This window comes from Salinicola rhizosphaerae (genome assembly GCF_014652715.1).
In the GTDB taxonomy this organism is placed as follows: Bacteria; Pseudomonadota; Gammaproteobacteria; order Pseudomonadales; family Halomonadaceae; genus Salinicola; species Salinicola rhizosphaerae.
Genome location: NZ_BMZI01000001.1, coordinates 85,143 through 105,352, shown reverse-complemented (window position 1 = coordinate 105,352; position 20,210 = coordinate 85,143). Strand labels below are relative to the sequence as shown.

The 20,210-nt window shown below is 64.1% G+C and carries 18 protein-coding genes; 13 read left to right on the top strand and 5 right to left on the bottom strand.

Annotated features, from left to right (window positions below; genetic code table 11):
- Positions 1-10: 10 nt before the first annotated feature.
- Both IE125_RS00385 and IE125_RS00380 read right to left on the bottom strand, forming a co-directional pair.
- Positions 11-1,783, bottom strand: a complete 1,773-nt coding sequence (locus tag IE125_RS00385) for a GMC family oxidoreductase (protein WP_189442623.1) — start codon at positions 1,781-1,783, stop codon at positions 11-13.
- A gap of 3 nt (positions 1,784-1,786) precedes the next feature.
- Positions 1,787-2,497 (bottom strand): gluconate 2-dehydrogenase subunit 3 family protein, encoded by a 711-nt coding sequence (locus IE125_RS00380; RefSeq protein ID WP_189442622.1) that lies wholly within the window; start codon positions 2,495-2,497, stop codon positions 1,787-1,789.
- 371 nt (positions 2,498-2,868) lie between these two features.
- Between IE125_RS00380 and ggt the strand changes: the two genes are divergently transcribed.
- From ggt to IE125_RS00340, 8 genes are all read left to right on the top strand, one after another.
- On the top strand, positions 2,869-4,605 hold the full coding sequence (ggt, locus tag IE125_RS00375; protein ID WP_189442621.1) for a gamma-glutamyltransferase: 1,737 nt from the start codon (positions 2,869-2,871) through the stop codon (positions 4,603-4,605).
- A gap of 20 nt (positions 4,606-4,625) precedes the next feature.
- Entirely contained in the window at positions 4,626-5,618 is a 993-nt protein-coding gene (locus tag IE125_RS00370; RefSeq protein WP_189442620.1) for an SH3 domain-containing protein, read from the top strand.
- A gap of 79 nt (positions 5,619-5,697) precedes the next feature.
- Entirely contained in the window at positions 5,698-6,918 is a 1,221-nt protein-coding gene (locus IE125_RS00365) for an MFS transporter (RefSeq protein WP_189442619.1), read from the top strand.
- 189 nt (positions 6,919-7,107) lie between these two features.
- Positions 7,108-8,133, top strand: a complete 1,026-nt coding sequence (gene cysP / locus IE125_RS00360; protein ID WP_189442618.1) for a thiosulfate ABC transporter substrate-binding protein CysP — start codon at positions 7,108-7,110, stop codon at positions 8,131-8,133.
- Positions 8,130-8,984 (top strand): sulfate/thiosulfate ABC transporter permease CysT, encoded by an 855-nt coding sequence (cysT, locus tag IE125_RS00355; protein WP_189442617.1) that lies wholly within the window; start codon positions 8,130-8,132, stop codon positions 8,982-8,984. Before cysP ends, cysT begins: the two co-directional genes overlap by 4 nt.
- Positions 8,984-9,820: a sulfate ABC transporter permease subunit CysW gene (cysW, locus tag IE125_RS00350; protein WP_189442616.1), complete on the top strand. Its 837-nt coding sequence runs from the start codon at positions 8,984-8,986 to the stop codon at positions 9,818-9,820. Before cysT ends, cysW begins: the two co-directional genes overlap by 1 nt.
- Entirely contained in the window at positions 9,817-10,917 is a 1,101-nt protein-coding gene (locus tag IE125_RS00345; RefSeq protein WP_189442615.1) for a sulfate/molybdate ABC transporter ATP-binding protein, read from the top strand. The genes cysW and IE125_RS00345 overlap by 4 nt, the downstream gene beginning before the upstream one ends.
- 82 nt (positions 10,918-10,999) lie before the next feature.
- The gene (locus tag IE125_RS00340; protein ID WP_229808847.1) at positions 11,000-11,629 is read left to right on the top strand and encodes a YajG family lipoprotein; all 630 of its coding nucleotides are present in this window, start codon (positions 11,000-11,002) and stop codon (positions 11,627-11,629) included.
- Between the two features lie 69 nt (positions 11,630-11,698).
- Here IE125_RS00340 and IE125_RS00335 read toward each other — a convergent pair whose 3' ends face one another.
- From IE125_RS00335 to IE125_RS00325, 3 genes are all read right to left on the bottom strand, one after another.
- A complete protein-coding gene (locus IE125_RS00335) occupies positions 11,699-12,331 on the bottom strand; it encodes a thiopurine S-methyltransferase (RefSeq protein ID WP_189442614.1) in 633 nt (210 codons plus the stop codon).
- Positions 12,332-12,448: 117 nt separating this feature from the next.
- Positions 12,449-13,066, bottom strand: a complete 618-nt coding sequence (locus tag IE125_RS00330) for a TIGR04211 family SH3 domain-containing protein (RefSeq protein ID WP_189442613.1) — start codon at positions 13,064-13,066, stop codon at positions 12,449-12,451.
- 348 nt (positions 13,067-13,414) lie between these two features.
- Complete coding sequence (locus IE125_RS00325) at positions 13,415-13,744, bottom strand: DUF1820 family protein (RefSeq protein ID WP_189442612.1); 330 nt, start codon at positions 13,742-13,744, stop codon at positions 13,415-13,417.
- 297 nt (positions 13,745-14,041) lie between these two features.
- Between IE125_RS00325 and miaB the strand changes: the two genes are divergently transcribed.
- The 5 genes from miaB to lnt all read left to right on the top strand — a co-directional run bounded on the left by miaB (position 14,042) and on the right by lnt (position 20,103).
- Positions 14,042-15,391, top strand: coding sequence for a tRNA (N6-isopentenyl adenosine(37)-C2)-methylthiotransferase MiaB (miaB, locus tag IE125_RS00320; RefSeq protein ID WP_189443149.1), 1,350 nt, complete (start codon positions 14,042-14,044; stop codon positions 15,389-15,391).
- Between the two features lie 372 nt (positions 15,392-15,763).
- The gene (locus IE125_RS00315; protein ID WP_189443148.1) at positions 15,764-16,783 is read left to right on the top strand and encodes a PhoH family protein; all 1,020 of its coding nucleotides are present in this window, start codon (positions 15,764-15,766) and stop codon (positions 16,781-16,783) included.
- Complete coding sequence (gene ybeY, locus IE125_RS00310; RefSeq protein WP_189442611.1) at positions 16,780-17,265, top strand: rRNA maturation RNase YbeY; 486 nt, start codon at positions 16,780-16,782, stop codon at positions 17,263-17,265. The genes IE125_RS00315 and ybeY overlap by 4 nt, the downstream gene beginning before the upstream one ends.
- A 336-nt stretch (positions 17,266-17,601) precedes the next feature.
- A complete protein-coding gene (locus IE125_RS00305; protein ID WP_189442610.1) occupies positions 17,602-18,492 on the top strand; it encodes a CorC family transporter in 891 nt (296 codons plus the stop codon).
- 93 nt (positions 18,493-18,585) lie between these two features.
- Positions 18,586-20,103 carry an apolipoprotein N-acyltransferase gene (gene lnt / locus IE125_RS00300; RefSeq protein WP_189442609.1) on the top strand — a complete coding sequence of 506 codons (1,518 nt, stop codon included), beginning with the start codon at positions 18,586-18,588 and terminating at the stop codon, positions 20,101-20,103.
- Positions 20,104-20,210: the final 107 nt, after the last annotated feature.

Here is a 20,210-nt window from a genome sequence, read left to right as displayed (position 1 = left end):
TTCACTCTCCTCAGGCTTGGACCAGCGGTCCAGGGTTGGGCAGATACTGCTCGCGGATCGCCTTGGCTGCCCAGTAGGTCAGGCCGCCGACCATCCCCGTCGGGTTGTACTGCAGGTTCTGCGGGAAGGCGCTCGCCCCCATGACGAAGACGTTGTGCACGTCCCACGTCTGCAGGTAGCGATTGAGCACGCTCGACTTCGGGTCGCTGCCCATGATCGCGCCGCCGACGTTGTGCGTCGTCTGATACGGGCGCACGTCGTACTGGGAGTCGAAGTCCTTGAACGACAACTTGTAGTCGTCCGGCCCCAGCGCCTTGGAGAGCGCATCGATCTTCTGCTTCATGAATTGGGTCATGCGCACGTCGTTGTCCTTCCAGTTGAAGGTCATGCGCATCAGCGGACGGCCGTGATCGTCGGTGTAATTGGGGTCCAGATCGAGATAGCAGTCGCGATAGGCCATGTTGCTGCCATGCGAGCCGATGGTCATGGTATGACCGTAGGTCTCCTGGACCGCCTGCTTCCACTCGGCGCCCCAGCTCGGCGCGCCTTTCGGCAACGGCATGTTGCGAATCGGCTGGCCGTTGGTCATCGCCGCGTTGAAGTAGGAACCGCCGATGAAACCTTCCTGGCCGAAGTCGATCTGCTCGACGCCAAAGTCGTTGAGCGTCTCGCCGTTGGCCCCGGCGCCGATGAACGGATTGAAATGCTTGTCCTTGAAGTAGAGCGTGGCGCCGCCGTTCATCTGGTAGGCGTAGTTCTTGCCGACGACGCCCTCGCCGCTGATCGGATCGTAGGGCTTGCCGATGCCCGACAGTAGCAACAGGTGCACGTTGTGCAACGAGTAGGCGCCCATGATGACCAGATCGGCAGGCTGGATGACCTCGTCGCCGTTCTCGTCGATATAGGTCACACCAGTGGCGGTCTTGCCATCGCTCGCCAGATTGACCTTCATCACCTCGCAGTTGGCACGATAGGCGAAGTTCTTGCGCTGCTTGAGCGCGCCCAGCACGCAGGTCTGCGGCGAGGACTTGGAGTAGTTGAGACAGCCGTAGCGCTCGCAGAAGCCGCAGTAGTTGCAGGGTGCCAGCTGCATGCCGTAGGGGTTGGTATAGGCTTGCGAGGCATTGGCCGCCGGCAGCGGGAACGGATGCAGCCCTTCCGACGCGGCCATGTCGCGGAACAGGGTGTCGTTGAGCGTGCGCTTCATCGGCGGTAGCGGATAGTCGTCCGAGCGCCAGCCCTCGAACGGATTGCCGCCTTCCTGAATCTCGCCGTTGAGATTGCCCGCCTTGCCGGAGATGCCGGCGACCTTCTCGAAACGGTCGAAGTGCGGCTCGAGCTCATCGTAGGTGACGCCGTAATCCTGGATCGTCATCTCGTCGGGAATGATATCGGCGCCGAAGTTCTCCTCGACGTAACTCTTCAGCCGCAGCTCGTTGGGCTGCGGGCGCCAGGTATGGCCGTTCCAGTGCGTGCCGGCACCACCAACGCCATTGCCCGGTAGAAAGGAGCCGAGACTGCGATACGGCACGGCCAGGTCCTGGATGCCGTGGCGCACGGTCAGAGTGCTCTTGGCCGGGCGCTGCATCAGCTGATAGCGCACGCCGTAGGTCAGTTCGTCGGCCATCTTGGGATAGGCGAAATCGGGCACCGTGTCCTGATCCGGGCCGCGTTCGAGCGCCAGTACGCTCAAGCCTTCGTCGGTCAGTTCCATGCCCATGATCGAACTGGTCCAGCCGAGTCCGATCATGACGACATCGACGTGTGGATTGGTCTTTGCCATGGTTTATCCCCTCTCCCCTGTCAGACTGACCGGACCGAGCGGATAGGCCTTGTCGCGCTGGTCGACCCACGCCAGATAGGATGCGCGGGCGCCCGGAAAACCGATGAATTTCCACGACGCCATATGCTTGTTGCCGCCGTGAATCGGATCGGCAAAGTAGCCTTCCTTGGTGTTCTGCAGCAGAAAGGCAAAAAACTGCGTGGCGGAAACGTCGTCGAAGGTGATGTCGCCCTTCTCCAGCTGCGTCAGCACCTGTGTCTGGAGATCATGGTCGAGCGCGGCGAAAGATTTGCCATGCTGTGCCTGACAATACTCCTGCGTCGCTTCGATGCCCTTGCGGTAGACCTCACGCGGCGTCAGCGGCGACTGGTAGCCGAACAGCGGCGAGACATCGGGATGGAAAGGCGGCTTCATGTACCAGTCAGCGGCGTGGCCGAATTTGCCCTCCATCTGCTTGTCGATGAAGATCGGCACGTTGGTTTCCAGCGCGCCCGGCCCATCGCCATCGCTCGGGATCAGGCGATCGCAGGCCGCCATCACGAAGCGCCACTCGTCGTCGGTGAAATAGGTGGGCTGGTAGTCAGCGAGGTTGGCAGGAGGTTCGTCGGCCTTGGCGGTCAGCGACACGCCACTGCCGACCGTCACCGCCGGAATCATCATCAGGGAACCCTTGATGAACCCGCGGCGCGATGCGTTATCGAGCTTGGCGCTCATGGTCAACTCCTTCACGGTCCAGGTGAAGCACAGCGGAACCCGCTCGATGGGCGGGCGTTGTTGTTGGCCGGAACGGCCGTCAATGGTCGACCGACCGCAGCTATTGCCGGATGGCAGCGGCTGAAAACCATTCATCTGTATGACACGTGCGACAAAATACCACACCCATTACTTGTTAGCACAAAAACGACAAGCGGGCTTACAGATGTCTTTTGCCCTTCCATCCCTATACTGAGGGCCGATCACCCGCATCGCCTCTGCTCGCCGCCGACAGCGTCGGGGCGAACGATCGCCAATGAGGGGCTCGCGGCTGACGACATTCGCCCGTTACCGCGTACTCGACAACAATCGCTCAGCAAAGGATGCCTACCATGACGAGATATCGACTCCTGCGAACACTGACGATCACCATCGCTCTCTGGAGCGGTAGCGCGGCGAACGTCGTCATGGCCCAGTCCTCGGCGATTCTCGAAGGGGAACGATTCCATCCGGTCGTCGGCGAACACGGCATGGTGGCCACCAGCCACTATCTGGCGTCCCAGGTCGCCCATGACGTGCTTGAAAAAGGTGGCAATGCGGTCGACGCGGCCGTGACGGCAGGGTTTGCACTGGCGGTGACGCAGCCGCGCTCCGGCAATATCGGCGGTGGCGGGTTCATGCTGATTTCCGACGAGAAGAGCGGCAAGGTCATCGCCATCGACTATCGCGAAAAGGCGCCCGCGGCGGCCTACGAGACGATGTTCCAGAACGAGGCGGGCGACGCCGTGCCGCGCCTGTCACGTTTCACCCACAACGCTTCCGGCGTGCCGGGCACCGTCGCCGGCCTGGCGATGGCACTGGATCAGTTCGGCACGATGACGCTGGCCGAGGCGCTGGCCCCCGCGATCCAACTCGCCGAAGACGGATTCATTATCCCCCCGCGTTTCGCCGAGGGCCTCGCACAGTCTCGGGATCGGCTCAAGCAGTGGGCATCGACCCGCAAGGTGTTCTACAAGCCGGACGGCTCGCTGTATCGCGCCGGCCAACGCTTCCGCCAGCCGGATCTGGCCGCCACGCTCAAACGCATTGCCGCCAAGGGCCCGCGCGAATTCTACGAGGGCGAAACCGCCCGGCTGATCGCCAAGGAGATGAAGGCCCACGGCGGCATCATGACCGCCGAAGATTTGGCAGCGTATCATCCGTCGATTCGCGAGCCGGTACACGGCACCTACCGCGGCTACGATATCTACGCCATGAGCCCACCCTCTTCGGGTGGTGCGCACATCGTGCAGATGCTCAACATCCTCGAGGGCTACGACATTCATGCCATGGGCTTCAACTCGGCGCGCACGATTCATGTGATGGCGGAGGCGATGAAACGCGCCTACGCCGATCGCGCCAGGTATCTCGGCGATACCGACTTCGTCGACGTCCCGCTGGCGGGCATCACCTCGAAAGCCTACGCCAACGAGTTGCGCGCCGAGATCGACCCTAACCGCGCCACGCCCAGCAGCGAGATCGCCGCCGGCCACCCGCTACCTTACGAATCCAACGAAACCACGCACTTCTCGATCGCCGATGACAGCGGCCTGGCTGTCTCCAACACCTACACCATCAACTTCAGCTATGGTTCCGGCATCGTCGTCGATGGGGCCGGTTTTCTGCTCAACAACGAGATGGATGATTTTTCGGCCAAACCTGGCGCGCCCAATGCCTACGGCCTGATCGGCGGTGAAGCCAACAAGGTCGAGCCGGCAAAACGCATGCTCTCGTCGATGACCCCGACCATCGTCAAGAAGCAGGGCAAGAACTTCCTGATCACCGGCAGCCCCGGCGGGTCGCGCATCATCACGACCACACTGCAGGTGGTCATGAACGTGATCGATCACGGCATGAACATCCAGAGCGCCGTCAGCGCGCCGCGCATCCACCATCAGTGGCTACCCGACGAGATCCGCATCGAGGATGGCATCAGTCCCGACACCATGGCGCTACTGGAGGCAATGGGCTACGAGGTCAGTCAGCAGGAGGCGATGGGCGCCGCGCAATCGATCCTGATCGAGGATGACGGCACCTTCACCGGCGGCGCCGACCCCCGCCGCTCGACCTCGTCGGCCATTGGCTTGTGAAAGCGCCTGCAAGACAGCCAATGACGGCAGGATCGCGCCTCGCCCGGCTCGCATTCGGCCTGACGCTTGCGTTGGCAGCGACGAGCGCCCTGGCTCAGACGTCGACGTCCCTCATCCCGTCATCAGCGTCACCGCCGGCCGGCAATCACTCCCGGCTCGTTCAGGGCAGCCTGAGCGGTGACGAAACCGCGACTTATCCGGTCACGGCCAACGCGGGTCAGATACTTGCCGTCGATCTCGACAGCGCCAACGCCAGCGTCAACTTCAACGTCATATCGGCGAGCGACGGTCATTTCCTGTTCGCCGGCATGGCGAAGGGCAGCGTGGCCGATATCCCCGTTCCGGCCGATGGGGAGTATCAGGTGCAGGTGTTTCTGGTGCGCGCCGCCGCCAGACGCGACGAGTCGGCAAGCTACTCGCTGCGGATCGAGACGCGCCCCGCGGACCGCTCGGCAGGCGCCAGCGACGACCCGGACTTCTGGCAGGTCTCCCTGGACGACGCCGAGGGCCACCTCAACGTCCGCGCCGGGCCCGGTGCCCGCTATACCGTGACCACCACGCTGGACAACGGTGCGGTGCTCGCCAATCGCGGCTGCCGCCCGAGCGGTGGGACGCGCTGGTGCCAGATCCGCGAGAACGGCTCCGGCGTTCGCGGCTGGGTCGCCGGCGATTTTCTGGTGGAAAGTCACGCGCCGGCATCGCCGCCGACGCCAGCGGACCTCCAGGGCAATGGCACGCCATTCGATGCGACCGGCGAGCTCGAGTGTACGCTGACGCCGGGGAAGCCGACGCAGCAATGCCCCTACGGCGTCGTCCGCGAGGGTTACGGCAATGCCGGCATATGGATCGGCCTGCCCTCCCGCCAGGAGCTGCATGTGCTTTTCGAGAGCGGCATGGTCGTCGCCGTCGGCCAGGGCAACGACTATGTCGCGCGCAAGATCGAAGATCGCTACGAGATCGACTCCGAACAACGCCACTTCGTGATTCCCGAACGAGCCGTGCGCGGTGAGTGAGCGTGTCCACGCCGTGTCGTTACCGGCCTCGCGCGACCGAGCGAGCGGCTCGGCTCGCTCGCCACAGGGATGAATCCACGTGCCCATCGTCGTGCTCGCCATCGCCGAGTGGTTCGGCACCGCGCTCTGGTTCACGCCGAACGCCGTCATCGACGATCTGCAGCGGCTCTGGTCGCTCGCGCCGGGAGATATTGGCTGGCTGACCGGGGCGGTTCAGCTCGGCTTTCTGCTGGGTACGCTGACCATCGGCCTCTCCGGCCTGGCGGACCGCATCGATGCCGCTCGCCTGTTCACCGTGGCCTGCCTGATCGGTGCCCTCTCCAACGCACTGCTGCCGTTCGCCGGAGGCCTGGAGACCGCCAGCGCCCTGCGGATGATGACCGGCCTGGCGCTGGCCGGCATCTACCCGATCGGCATGAAACTGATGGTCGGCTGGGCGCCCGGTCGCGCCGGCCTGGGGCTCTCCTGGCTGGTGGGCATGCTGGTGCTCGGCACAGCCATGCCGCATCTACTGGCCGCGCTCGCCGATATCGGAGTGACCCAAGGCGCAAGCCCGGCAACCGACTGGCGCTCGACGCTGTGGCTGGCTTCCCTGCTGGCACTGTTGGGTGGCGCTGGCGTCTGGCGACTCGGCGAGGCACCGCGAAACCGGGGTGCGGCGCGACCTCACAACGCCTCGACCAGCGGCCTGCGTGCCTTTGGCATCGCCGATTTTCGCCGTGCCGCCGGCGCCTATTTTGGCCACATGTGGGAGCTCTATACCCTCTGGGCCGCGCTGCCGCTGCTACTCGGCAGCGCCGTCGAATCACTCTCGCCGCGCGCCCTGGCGCTGACGAGCTTCGGCCTGATCGCCATAGGCGCTCCCGGCTGCTGGCTGGGCGGCTGGTGCAGTCAACACCTCGGCAGCCGTGCCGTCGCGCAAGCCGGGCTGATCGGCTCGGTCGTCTGTGCGGCGCTCTATCCGCTGCTCGCGCCGCAACTCGCTCCCGCGTGGCTGATAGCCCTGCTCGCGTCGTGGAGCCTGTTTGCGGTCATCGACTCGCCACACTTCTCCGCGCTCTCCGCGAAGGCATGCCCGCCACCTCTGCTGGGCAGCGCGCTCACGCTGCAGAACGCAATCGGGTTCGGCATTTCCGCCTTGTCGGTCGCGCTACTGCTTCCTCTGCTGCCATCGCTGGGCCCTTGGCTCGGGTGGTGCCTTCTCCCGGGCCCGCTGCTCGCGCTTCTCGCCTTGAAAGCGCCCCGTTCGCGCAGGTCGTGCCCACTCAGATCGCGGCCACGCGGATCGCGGCCACGCTAGGCTTATAGAAAGACCCTGCAAGTTTATTCCCCAATGTTCTAAACGACGTTATTGTCATTCCATATCGGTTTATCTAGCCTTGCGCCAACGCTGGCGCATTCGATGCCTCGATCGCTCGATAGGCGCCCGCTCGATAGGCACCCAAAGGGAAAGAAAAATCCAAGGGACACAACACAGGGGAACCGATTGATGAACTGGTTGAACACATCGCGCTCGCTGCTCGCCGCCTCCGCCATCGGGATGACACTCGTGCTTGGCGCGGTCTCGCCGGCTCAGGCTCAGGACGAGCGGGAGCTGCTCAATTCATCCTACGACATCGCACGCGAGCTGTTCGCGGCGATCAACCCCAAGTTCATCGACTGGTGGCAGCAGCAGCACGACGAAACCGTGAGCGTGAAGCAGTCCCACGGAGGCTCCTCGACCCAGGCGCGTTCGATCATGCAGGGCCTGCGCGCCGACGTGGTGACGTTCAATCAGGTCACTGACGTCAACGTGCTGGCCGACGCCGGTCTGGTGGCCAAGGACTGGCAGCAGCAGTATCCCAACCACGCCTCGCCTTACTATTCGACGACGGCCTTCCTAGTGCGCAAGGGCAACCCGAAGCACATCGAGAACTGGGATGACCTCGCCCGCGACGATGTTTCGCTCGTCTTCCCCAACCCGAAGACGTCCGGCAACGGCCGTTACACCTATCTCGCCGCCTGGGCGTACGCCGACCGGGAATTCGATGGCGACAAGTCCAAGATCGAGGACTACATGAAGACGTTCCTCGGCAACGTCGAAGTGTTCGACACCGGCGGCCGAGGCGCGACGACCACCTTCGTCGAGCGCGGCATCGGCGATGTGCTGATCACTTTCGAGTCGGAGGTGAATAATATTCGCAACGAGTATGGCAAGGACGACTACGAGGTCGTCGTGCCGCCGGTCAGCATCCTGGCCGAGTTCCCCGTCGCCGTGGTCGACGAGTACGCCGAACGCAACGGCAACGAGGATCTCGCCAAGGGCTATCTCGACTACCTCTACACGCCGGAGGCTCAGCGTCTGCTCGCCGACTTCAACTATCGGGTCAACGACGAGAGCGTCGCCGCCGAGTTCAGCGACCGCTTCCCGAAAACCGAACTGCTGCGCGTCGAGGATGTCTTCGGTAGCTGGCCGGACGCGATGGAAACGCATTTCGCCAGCGGCGGCGAACTGGATCAGCTCCAGCGCCGATGATCGCCAACGCTTTCGCCATCGGCCGCCAGCGCCGCGTGCTGCCGGGCTTCGGCCTGTCGCTCGGCATCTCGCTGACCTTCGTCTCGTTGATTCTGCTGCTGCCCCTGACCAGTCTGGTGGGGCAGCTGTCGCAGCTGAGTTGGTCGCAATACTGGTTTTTGATCAATGACCCGAGGCTGCTCGCGAGTTACGCCGTCACCCTGCTGGGGGCCGGTGTGGCGGCGCTGTTCAACGCCGCCTTCGGCCTGCTGATGGCGTGGGTGCTGGTGCGCTACGACTTCCCTGGCAAGCGTCTCGTGGACGCGTTGATGGACCTTCCCTTTGCCCTGCCGACGGCGGTGGCCGGCGTGACCCTCGCCACGCTCTATTCGAACAACGGCTGGGTCGGGCGCCTGCTAGAACCGCTGGGTATCTCGGTCGCCTATACCTGGGTCGGTATCGCGCTCGCCATGGCTTTCACCAGCATTCCGTTCGTCGTGCGCACGGTGCAGCCGGTGCTCGAGGATCTGCCGGCCGAAGTGGATGAAGCGGCGGTCACGCTCGGCGCCCGCGACGGTCATGCGTTTCGCCGCGTGATCCTGCCCCACCTCTGGCCGGCACTGGTTACTGGCACGGGGCTCGCTTTCGTGCGTTCGCTGGGTGAGTTCGGCGCGGTCATTTTCATTGCCGGCGGTAAACCCTACGAGACGGAGATCACCTCGTTGATGATCTTCGTCAAGCTGCAGGAGTACGACTACGCCGGCGCGTCGGCAGTCGCCTCGATCGTGCTCGCGACGTCGCTGATCCTGCTGCTTGCGATCAATCTCTGGCAAGGTCGCTTCATCAAGCGGCTACACGGGGGACGCCCCTGATGATACGCATCGGTGACGCACCCGCCGTGCGCCGCGTGCTGATCGGCACGGCGCTGGTGCTGACGGCGCTCTTTCTGCTGCTGCCGCTGGTGGCGATCTTTGCCCAAGCGCTGATGAGCGGGCTCGATGTCTACTGGCAGAATCTGAGCGATCAATACACGCTCGCCGCCATCGGGCTGACGCTACTGGTCACGCTCGCGACCGTACCGATCAACCTGGTCTTCGGCGTCTTCCTGGCCTGGCTGGTGACGCGCTTCGACTTTCCCGGCCGCCGCCTGCTGCAGACGCTGATCGATATCCCTTTCGCGGTCTCCCCCGTCGTCGCGGGCCTGGTCTACCTGCTGCTCTACGGGCGTAATGGCTGGCTCGGCGGCTGGCTGGACGCTCACGACATCCAGATCATGTTCGCCTGGCCGGGCATCGTGCTGGCGACGATCTTCGTCACCTGCCCGTTCGTCGCTCGCGAGCTGATCCCGCTGATGCAGGCCCAGGGGGCGCGTGAAGAGGAAGCCGCCGTCACCCTCGGCGCCTCCGGCTGGACGATCTTCCGACGCGTCACGCTGCCGAAGATTCGTCATGCGCTGTTCTACGGCGTGATTCTGACCAACGCCCGCGCCGTCGGCGAGTTCGGCGCCGTCTCGGTCGTCGCCGGCGCCATTCGCGGCGAGACCAACACGCTGCCGCTGCAGGTCGAGCAGCTCTATCAGGACTACAACACCGTCGGCGCCTTCACCAGTGCATCGCTTCTGGCGCTGCTGGCGCTGCTGGCGCTACTGACGCTGGCCGCCAAGGCGGCCCTGGAGTGGCGCGCCGCGCGCCGGGAGAACGCCTCATGAGCATCCGTATCGCCAATATCGCCAAGACCTACGGCCGCCCGGGGCGTGGACGCACTCGCGCCCTCGAGCCGATCGATCTCGATATCCACGATGGCGAGCTGATCGGTCTGCTCGGTCCTTCGGGTTCAGGCAAGACCACACTTCTGCGCATCGTCGCCGGGCTCGAGCAGGCAGACAGCGGCACGATTCACTTCGCCGAGCGTGACGTGACGAACGTGCACGTGCGCGACCGACGAATCGGCTTCGTCTTTCAGCACTACGCGCTCTTTCGCCACATGAGCGTCTACGACAACGTCGCTTTCGGCCTCAACGCCCTGCCGCGCCGGGAGCGGCCCTCGTCCGCGGAGATCCGCTCACGCGTCATGCAGCTGCTGGAGATGGTTCGTCTACAGGCGTTCGCCGAGCGCTTTCCCGCTCAGCTCTCCGGCGGCCAGCAGCAGCGCGTGGCACTGGCGCGCGCGCTGGCGCTGAAGCCGGACGTACTGCTGCTCGACGAGCCTTTCGGCGCGCTGGACGCCAAGGTGCGCCAGGAGCTGCGGCGCTGGCTACGTCATCTGCACGAGGAGCTTCACTTCACCAGCCTGTTCGTCACGCACGATCAGGAAGAAGCACTGGAGCTGTCGGACCGCGTGGTGGTGATGAGCGATGGTCGCATCGAGCAGGTCGATACGCCCGACGCGCTCTATCGCCAGCCGGCCAATCGCTTCGTGTTCGAGTTCCTGGGGGACGTCAATCGCCTGGAAGGCGACGTGCGCGATGAGACCCTGACCTGCGGCGAGGCTCGTCTTGCCGTGCCCGGTATGCCGGACGGCCGTCATGAGCTGCTGCTACGCCCGCACGAGATTCATTTGAGCGAACGCGACGACGCGCGCGCCCACCTGCCGGTCAGCGTCTCGGCGGTCGTCCCCGTCGGCGCCGAGGTGAGATTGGAGCTGGAGGCCGACTGGCTCGGCGAACCCTGGCTGGCCAGTGTCGGCCACGAGACGTTCGAGCGTCTCGACGCGAAGCGCGGAAAGCGTCTGTTCGCCCATCCGGTGCGCCTGCACCGCTTCGACGCCGAGCGGCCGCAGACGCTCAGCCCCGTGTGCGCCTCGTGACCCCTGTTACGGATCGTGGTCAGCGGCGTCTATAATGAGCGCGCCGTCTTCCACCCGTTCGTGACACGAGAGGTAAGCTTTTATGCGTCAGTGGTTCATGTTGAATCGATGGTTCCCGTTACGCCCAGGCTCGGCAGCGAAGGGCGCCCTGGCCCTGCTGCTGCTCGGCGTGCTGGCTGCGTGCGCCCAGAGCCCCCAAATCCTGGCGGTGAATCCCAAGGTCAGCGGCGGATTCCCGCATACCGGCAACGGGCAACCCGTCACGCTGGAAGTCGTCGATGGTCGCGACGATAGCGTCATCGGCACTCGCTCCGGCGAAACGGCTTCGACATCGACGATCACCGTGGAAGCGCACGACGTGATTCCCAAGATCCAGACCCAGGCCGAAAACGCCCTGCGCAGCATGGGCTTCACGCCCACCAGCCAGCGCAATGGCGCCCCCGTCCTGACGCTGACGCTGGCCGAGCTCGACTATGCGCGCGGCAATGCGGATGAACCCCTGCTTGGGGCCTCGGAGCTTCAGGCGATCATTCAAGCCAAGGTCGATAACGGCACCAACACCTACACCGGTCGCTACACCGCGAAACGCAAGCAGAGCTACGCGTTCAAGCCCGACTGGGACACCAACAACCGCATGGTCAGCGAGCTGTTGAGCAACGCGCTGGACCGCACCTTCCGCGATCAGCAACTCGCCAACCTGCTGGCGCAGTAATCACGACGCCTGCGTTCGCTCCAGCCGGTCGCTAGCCGCTCCATCGGGCCGCGACCGGCACCGAGCGATTCACACCCGCGGTCCTCGCCGCGTCAAAGCCCAGACGCTCTCGCGCAAGCCATCCTCGCCGACGGCGCTCTCCAGCGGTTCGATCTCGAAATTCGGTACCAGCAGACGCTCGACCTCCGCGGCATCGACGCTGTACGGCGGGCCACGCTCCGGGTCGTCGTGGGCCAGCGTGATCAGCAAGCCGCGCACGCCGGGCAGCAAGAGCTGCGCCAGATGGTGCGCGTAGCGCTGTCTCGTCGGCGGCGGCAGCGCGATTAACGCGGCGCGGTCGTAGAATCCCCCCAGCTCGACGGCGTGGTCGACCTGGAAGTGAAAGAAGTCGCCGCACCAGAGTTCGATACGGCCCTGACGCGTGCAGTCGAAGCCGTCTCGCCGATAGCGCTGGATGGGCAGGTCATGCTGGGCAACGAACTGTTCGATCGCCAGGGGCGAAAGCTCGACACCCATGATCGGGTGGCCATTCGCAGCCAGCCAGCGCATGTCTCGACTCTTGCCGCACAGCGGCACCAGCACCTTGGCATCCTCGGCCAGTCCGAGGCCGGCCCAGTAGCGCTCCAGCGCCGGATGGACCGCCTCACGGTGAAAACCGATACGCCCTTCGCGCCAGCGCGCTAGCCACTCGTCAGCGCTCATCGCTGTCTGTCCTCTCGGAAATCAACGCGCCAGCAAGCGCCAACGTCTTGGAATCAGCACCCCGGACCCAGCGTCTCGGCACCGGCATCTCGGAACCGGCGCCTCAAAATCAGTGCCTCAGAACCAGCGGTCACGCTTGCGACGACGACGCGGCAGATGCGGCACGATCAGCCCGACGACGAGACCGGCGCCGGCAATACCGCCCCCGTACATCAGGTAGCGCAGCAGCAGATCCTGCTCCTGCGTATCGAGCCGCGCCTGCATGCTGCGCATCTTGGTCTCGGCCTCGGAGTAGGACTGATTGAGCTGGTTGTTGCTGCTCTGCAGCTCATCGACCTGGGCCTGGCGACTCTTCAGGTCGCTGCGCATGTCGGCAACGCGCTGGTTCCACTCGTCGTCGATGCCATCGAGACGCTGGGTCAACTGAGCGACCTTCTGCTTGAGCGCGGGCAGCTGGTCCTGCGCACTGGGCGTGTCCTGCACGAACTTGGACTGGATCCACACCGCGTCACCGTCGGGGCCGCGAACTTCGGTGTAGTCGCCCTGGGTCTGCAGCACGGTCACGGGGTCGCCGCTATCGAGCGTGCCAACGATGCGATAGCCGTCGGTCGGGCCACTGCGCACGAAGGTGGGCAGCTTGTCACTGACCCAGTGCCCTTCCTGAGCGAAGACCGAGGCGGAAAACAGGGCGGCGCTCAGCGCACACCCCACGGCAAGATTTCGAATTTTCAACATATCGTCGGGATCTTAATGGCTAATCGGTAACGGTTTTCGGGTTCACGCGACGATGAGAGGCCGGTTGCGTCCTGCAAAAGGCCGTTGACGAGACCGAAGGCTCGGGATACCGCGAGAGCGGCACCGTCTGGCGAAGGCCAGCCCTTCGATCCGTCTTCGTTTCATCACTCATCCACACATTCTGTGGATAACCGTTGGGACAACCTGCGAAGCGTCGTCGCCATCCGCCGACATTCTCGGCACCGGCGACAGATTGGTGAATTTCTGACCAATGCTCGCAACGCGTTCATTCCCCGCAACTTTTCAAAACTGTCAACCTGAATTTCGGGCCATGGCCGCCCCGCCGGGCTAGCCGTCGTCTCGCGGCGGCCACGCCATCGGCCGGGGAAACTCGGCCACATTGCCTTCGGCCTTCACCGCCTTGGCCGCCCCGCCGCGTTCGACCTCGTCGATGCGCACGATAGCGTTGTACGGGATATAGCTCCGGTTCACGCCATCGAAGGTACGCCGGAGTTTCTCGGTCGACGGGTCCACGACCACTTTCGACTGATCCTCGAACACGAACGCTTCCACTTCGATGAAGCCCCATAGATCGCTTTGGAAGATCTCCTGGGCATAGAGTTCCCACACTTCACCCTGGTTGTGAAAAACGACCCGATAGATCGACTTGCTGGGCATAAACGAACGACTCTCTGGCTGCGCGCGACGCCCAAGGGAAAAGGCGAAGCAAATAGGCGCAAGGGTATCACAGCCTTTGCGCTTCGCGCGCGGCGCCGGGAATGTCCGCGACGCAGGCGAGAGGTTGGCTGGTGAGCATCCCGACCCGTATAATGTCGCGTTTCCATTTCGGGTGCCGCTTCATCAGCCCCCTCGGGCCCGCCGCTTCGGGTCTCGTCGGGCGAGCGACACCGCCTGGTTTCCCCCTTGGCGAATCTCATGAGTACCGGTGACGCGCGCATGGCCGCAACGCAACCAATGACGAAGAAGCTCTTCATCAAGACACATGGCTGTCAGATGAACGAGTACGACTCCTCCCGCATGGCGGACCTGCTCGGCGAGTCTCATCGCCTCGAGCTGACCGACGACGAGGGCGAAGCCGATGTCATCCTGCTCAATACCTGTTCCATTCGCGAAAAGGCGCAGGAGAAGGTGTTTCACCAGCTGGGGCGCTGGAAGAAGCTGAAGGCGGCCAAGCCGGACCTGGTCATCGGCGTCGGTGGCTGCGTGGCCAGCCAGGAAGGCGAGAACATCCGCAAGCGCGCGCCTCACGTCGACATGGTCTTCGGGCCGCAGACACTGCACCGCCTGCCGACGATGCTCGACGCCAGAGCGAAGAGCGCCACGCCGATCCAGGCGGTCGACGTGACGTTTCCGGAGATCGAGAAATTCGATCACCTGCCCAAACCGAAATCCGATGGCGCCACCGCGTTCGTGTCCGTCATGGAAGGCTGCTCGAAGTACTGCACCTTCTGCGTCGTGCCCTACACGCGTGGGGAAGAGGTCTCCCGCCCGTTCGAATCGGTCATGGAAGAGGTCGTGCACCTGGCGGAACAGGGCGTGCGCGAGATCAACCTGCTCGGGCAGAACGTCAATGCCTATCGCGGTCTCGATGACGACGGTGACGAGATCGACCTGGCCGAGCTGATCGCCTGCGTGGCCGCCGTGGATGGCATCGATCGCATCCGTTTCACGACATCGCACCCGGTCGAGTTCTCCGACAGCCTGATCGAGGCCTACGGCGAGATCCCCGAGCTGGTCAGCCACCTGCATCTCCCGGTTCAGTCCGGCGCCGACCGTATCCTGGCGGCGATGAAGCGTGGCCACGGTCGCGACATGTATATCGACAAGCTCGAGCGCATCCGCGCACTACGACCGGATATCAGCTTCTCCTCGGACTTCATCATCGGTTTTCCCGGCGAGACCGACGAGGACTTCGAGCAGACCATGGATCTGATCCATCGCATCGGTTTCGACGCCTCGTTCAGCTTCATCTACTCCAAGCGTCCGGGTACGCCGGCGTCTTCATTGCCCGACGAAACGCCGGAAGCGGTCAAGAAGCAGCGCCTGGCGATTCTGCAGGACCGACTCAACCAGCAGACGCAGCAGATCAGTCGACGCATGGTCGGCAACGTCGAGCGCATTCTGGTCACCGGTTTCTCGCCGCGCGATCCGGGCCAGCTCTCCGGGCGTACCGAGAACAACCGCGTCGTGAACTTCCGCGCCGACGACCCGACCTCGCTGATCGGCTACTTCGTCGACGTGACCATCGTCGAGGCCTTCCCCAACTCCCTGCGTGGGGAGCTGGCGTCCAGCGAGCGCCACTGAGCGCTTGCCGAGCCCAGCGCTTGTCGAACTCAGGAGCGTGCCACACCATGACGCGCTCTTGAGTTCGCCGCCAGCGCCCTCACCTACTCCCATGAGCCACGCCGCCGAGCAAGAGTCCTCCCCTGTCGTGATGCCTTCGCCGAAAGACACAAGCGATGACATTGCCCAGCCCGGAGACGGCGCAGTAAGCTGGCGACAGAACGATAAGCGCCGCGCTCATGGCGCCGATCGACGAACCGTCGGTCGAACATTCTCGCCGCGAACGGCTATCGCGAATTCCTGTTTCACGAACCGACGGATCTCTTTGCGTTGACCCAAGACCAACAGTCCGACCATCGCGTCGTTTCACTGACGCTAGAACCCAACGACCCCATGCGCCTGGCCAGCCTCAGCGGCCAGCGCGACGAGCATCTCAGGCTGATCGAGAATCGCCTGGGCGTGACGGTGCGCAATCGGGGAAACCTTTTCCAGCTCGCCGGTCCCGACGCCAGCGTCAAGGCGGCGACGAACGTGCTCGAGCATCTCTACCGCGAGACCGAAGCCGAGGAGCTCCTGCCGGACACCGTGCATCTCTATCTGCAGGAGTCAGGTATCGAAGCACTCGAGGAAGAGACGGGCGATGTCGAAGGCGGCGGCCTGATCATTCGCACGCCGCGAGCGATGATCAAGCCACGCGGCTTCAACCAGCAGGGCTACGTGGCCAGCATCCGGCGTCACGACATCAACTTCGGGATCGGGCCGGCCGGTACGGGCAAGACCTATCTCGCCGTCGCCGCCGCGGTGGAAGCGCTCAACCGTCAGGAAGTCCGTCGCATTCTGCTGGTGCGCCCGGCCGTCGAAGCCGGCGAGAAGCTGGGTTTTCTGCCCGGCGACCTGGCCCAGAAGATCGACCCGTACCTGCGCCCGCTCTACGACGCGCTCTACGAGATGCTCGGCTTCGAACAGGTCAACAAGTTGATCGAGCGCCAGGTGATCGAGATCGCGCCGCTGGCCTACATGCGCGGTCGAACGCTGAACAACGCTTTCATCATTCTCGACGAGAGCCAGAACACCACCCGCGAGCAGATGAAGATGTTCCTGACGCGCATTGGCTTCGGCTCGACGGCGGTGATTACCGGCGATGCCACGCAGGTCGATCTGCCGCGTGGCTCGAGCTCCGGGCTCATACACGTGCTGGAAGTGCTGCGTGACACGGCCGGCATCGGCATCACCCAGTTCGCGCCGAAGGACGTGGTCCGACATCCGTTGGTGCAGCGCATCATCGAAGCCTACGATCATTTCGAGGCCAACGAGGAAGCGGCGCAGCGCCAGCGTCGTGAAGAGCGCAAGCAGGCGCGGCTCGATGCCGAAGCGGCGCAGCAGAGCGCCTCGCGCGGCGACGCCAGCTCATGAACGTCGAGATCGACCGTCAGGTCGCGGTGGAAGCGGTGCTCGAGTCGCAGCTGCCTTCTCAGACGGATCTCGAGCGCTGGGTTGCCGAGGTGCTGCGTGCCGAGAGCGATCCTCGTCACGAGCTGACGATTCGCTTCGTCGAAAGCGAAGAGAGTCGCCAGCTCAACCGCGACTACCGTGGCAAGGACAAGCCCACCAACGTGCTATCCTTCCCCTTCGAGACGCCGCCAGGCATCGAACTGCCTCTGCTCGGCGACCTGGTCATCTGCCACGCCGTAGTCGTCGACGAAGCGCTGGCACAGCGCAAGACGCTGCTCGACCACTACGCCCATCTGGTCATTCACGGCTGCTTGCATTTGCTGGGCCATGACCATATAGATGAAGCAGAAGCCGAACAGATGGAAGCGCTGGAGCGCAGCCTGCTCGCACGCTTCGACATTGCCGACCCCTATCGAATCGACGAGCTGGACGCCGACGACTAAGCCCATGTCATTTTCGATACCCGTGTCGCTCTCGACACTCAGGTCATTCCCGATACGCCAGTCATCGTCGATGATGGCGTCATTCGCGACATCCGAACCCCGCCGGCACCGCGGGCCGAGCGCTGCCGTTCGGTCGAATATTACCGTTCGGTCACGCGTCAATAGCACCTGCGATGCAACGCCCGATCACGCCCGGGGCGGGACGCGTTCCCCGACCCGGCTTTTCGACGAGCCTCCGCCACGTCATCGGCGGACGGTGACTCTTTTTCTCCGACTCGCCAACCTTGCGAGTCGGCTTTCTCTCCGTGCGCTATCCGAGGACAAGAGACCCCTGTCATGAGCGAAGACCGATCGAGTAGCCAGAGTCGATCCTGGTTGGAAAAACTGATCAGCACCTTCTCGAGCGATTTCGACGAACCCAGCTCCCGCGAGGAGCTCCTGACGTTCCTGCGTGAGGCTGGCCCCCGCCTCAATCTGGATCAGGATGCGCTGACGATCATCGAAGGCGCGTTCCAGATCAGCGATCAGCAGGTTCGCGAGGTCATGATTCCCCGCTCCCAGGTCACCGCCATCGCCGTCGATCAGCGCCCGGAAGACTGCCTGCCGATCATCCTGGAGACCGCGCACTCCCGCTACCCGGTCATCGACGACAACCTCGATGACGTGCTCGGTATCCTGCTGGTCAAGGATCTGCTGCCACTGCTCGAGCGCAACCGCGAGCAGCGCGACGCCTTCTCGCTGCGCGACGTCCTGCGCCCCGCCATGTTCGTGCCGGAGTCCAAACGTCTCAACAGCCTGCTCAAGGAGTTCCGCGACACGCACAATCACATGGCGATCGTGGTCGATGAATACGGCGGCACCGCGGGCATCGTCACCATCGAGGATATCCTCGAGCAGATCGTCGGCGACATCGAAGACGAGCACGACACCGACGAAGAAGAGGACATTCGCGATCTGGGCGACGGCAGCTTCGCCGTGCGCGCCCTGACGCCGATCGAGGATTTCAACGAGCAGTTCGACACCGAATTCTCCGACGAGGAGTTCGACACGGTGGGCGGCCTGATCATGCAGCGCTTCGGCCACCTGCCGCGACGCAATGAGTACACCGATCTCGGCGACTGGCGCTTCACGGTTCTCAATGCCGACAATCGGCGCATCCGCCTGCTGCAGGCGCAGCCCGTCCCGGTCGAAATCGAGGACGAAGCGGAGCCTCGCACCGAAAGCTGAATGCGCCGCGGGCATTTCTGCCATTACGCTGTTAGCGGACGCATTTTGATCCGATCTTTGTTATAAGGAGCGCTTTTCCCCTGGAGCGCTCCCATGCCCGCCGCCCATTCACGGTCTGCCGCCAAGCCTCTGATCTCGGCGAATCGCCCCTGGCCCGGCTATCTTGCCGCGCTGATTGCCGGTGGCTTCTCCACGCTGACGTTCGCGCCCTTCCATCTCTGGTGGCTGGGTCCGGTTGCCGTCGCCCTGATGTATCTGGGTCAGCATCGACTGACCGTGGCTCAGGCAACGCTGCGCGGCTGGCTGTTCGGCGTCGGCCTGTTCGGCACCGGCACATCTTGGGTCTATGTCTCGATTCACGATTACGGCTATACCAGCGTGCCGCTGGCGCTGTTTCTGACCGCGCTGTTCGTCGGCACCCTCGCGCTCTTCCACGCCGTCATCTTCGGGCTCTACCGGCGCTTCACGTCGCCGACACTGGCGTTTCTCGGTTTCGCCGGCGCCTGGGTGATGGGCGAAGCGTTTCGCAGCTGGGCGTTCACCGGCTTTCCCTGGCTCTTGCTGGGCAGCGCCCACGTCGACTCGCCACTCGCGCCCTGGGCGCCGATCGGCGGTGTCTATCTGCTCTCGCTGATCGTCGCCCTCACCGGCACGCTGCTGGTCGAATTCTGCCGGCGACGCTGGTGGGCGGCCGCGCCCATCGCGGCGCTCTGGCTGACTCCGTTGGCGCTGCCCAGCCACTGGACCGAGCAGGCGGCCGATCCGCTGCGCGTCGGGCTGATCCAGGGCGATTTGCCCCAGCTCGCCAAATGGAGTGCCGAAGGCCAGCGTAACGCGGTCAATACCTACACCCGCATGACGCGAGAGCTTGATGACGACGCCGACCTGATCATCTGGCCGGAGACGGCGCTGCCGCTGTTTGCCGATCAGGCCCGCCCGTTTCTCGAGCGGTTGCAGTCCACGCTACCGCCGGACTCCGCGCTGCTGACCGGTATCGTGCAGCGTGAGGCCAACGGCGATTACTACAACGCCATCATCGGCGTCGGCGCGACCCGCGGCGAGTACCGAAAATCACATCTGGTGCCGTTCGGCGAGTTCCTGCCGCTCGACTTCCTCCTGCGCGGCGTGATCGACTTCTTCAACCTGCCGATGTCGGACTTCGCCGCCGGCGCGGACTCGCAGCCGCCGATTCTGACCCACGGCATCGCCATCGGAAGCGCCATCTGCTACGAGATCGTCTATCCCGACCTGGTGGCCGAACGTGCGCGTGATGCCAACGTGCTGCTGACGATCTCCAACGATACCTGGTTTGGTCGCTCCATCGGTCCGCTGCAGCATCTGCAGATGGCGCGTCTGCGTGCCCTTGAGAACGGCCGCTACGTGGTCCGCGCCACCAGTAACGGCGTGACCGCGATCATCGACGACCAGGGCCGACTGCACGAGCGCGCCCCGCAGTTCGAACCGGCGACGGTGGTCGGCGACATCGTGCCGATGACCGGGCTGACGCCGTTCACTCGCACCGGCAGCTGGCCGACGTGGCTTGTGTCGCTGATTCTGCTGGTGCCGGGCGTCCTCGGTGCGCGGCGCAACAAAGCCACCCGACAGCGCTAGGGATCAAGGCTTAGCACGAGCCGCGCGCCGTGATTCACAAATGCGACGCGCGCTTTAGCGATTGGCCCCTTGGTTCACCTCGGCTCTTGTCAGCCTCGCGCGGTTAG